The organism is Gluconobacter sp. P1D12_c (assembly GCF_018812105.1).
Taxonomy (GTDB): Bacteria; Pseudomonadota; Alphaproteobacteria; order Acetobacterales; family Acetobacteraceae; genus Gluconobacter; species Gluconobacter oxydans_A.
Genome location: NZ_JACSIQ010000115.1, coordinates 1 through 686, shown reverse-complemented (window position 1 = coordinate 686; position 686 = coordinate 1). Strand labels below are relative to the sequence as shown.

The 686-nt window shown below is 52.0% G+C and carries 1 protein-coding gene; it reads right to left on the bottom strand.

The features are described from left to right. Positions 1 to 43 precede the first annotated feature (43 nt). Positions 44 to 640 (bottom strand): recombinase family protein, encoded by a 597-nt coding sequence (locus KP705_RS15845; RefSeq protein ID WP_029329811.1) that lies wholly within the window; start codon positions 638 to 640, stop codon positions 44 to 46. Between the last annotated feature and the right edge of the window lie 46 nt (positions 641 to 686).

Here is a 686-nt window from a genome sequence, read left to right as displayed (position 1 = left end):
GTTCAAATAGGGGTCACGACACGAAAGTGTACTTTACGTACGCTTAGAGTGAACCCAACAAGAACGTTGAGGCTGTTCTGCTGAGAGTTCGATAGACAGTTGGCCGAGAAATAGAAAACAGTTCTGAAAGATCGCTGATGGAGTAATCGCCGGTATCATACATCCGGCGAAGCTCTTTTTGCTGACGTTCAGAAAGCTTGGGTTTCTTTCCGCGTAGTTTACCTTTGTCGCGTGCAACGGCCATCCCTTCACGAGTACGCATCCGGATCAGATCGGCTTCAAACTCCGCGAAAGTCGCAAGGATGTTGAAGAACAACTTGCCCATTGGATCAGACGGATCGTGAATACTGTTCCCAAGTTGAAGCTTCACGCCACGGGATGCCAGGCTGTCGCCAATAAGCCGTGCATCAGGGACAGAGCGGGCCAGTCGATCAAGCTTTGGTACGACCAAAGTATCGCCACTACGAACAGCCGCCAGTGCCTGGTCAAGGCCGGCCCTTTCCCGGTTCGTGCCGGTGAAGCCCTTGTCGGTGTAAATACGATCGGCAGAAACACCGAGTTTGAGCAGTTCCTGATGCTGGGCCGCGAGATCCTGTTTGTCCGTCGAGCAGCGGGCATAGCCGATCATTATGTGTGTCATACGGGAAAGTGTAACGTATAAGGCCCCATGACTGCAAAACATATGG

Bases quoted from the DNA above. Each gene is read 5' to 3' on its own strand.
- KP705_RS15845 (WP_029329811.1), bottom strand. From the start codon at position 640: ATGACACACATAATGATCGGCTATGCCCGCTGCTCGACGGACAAACAG.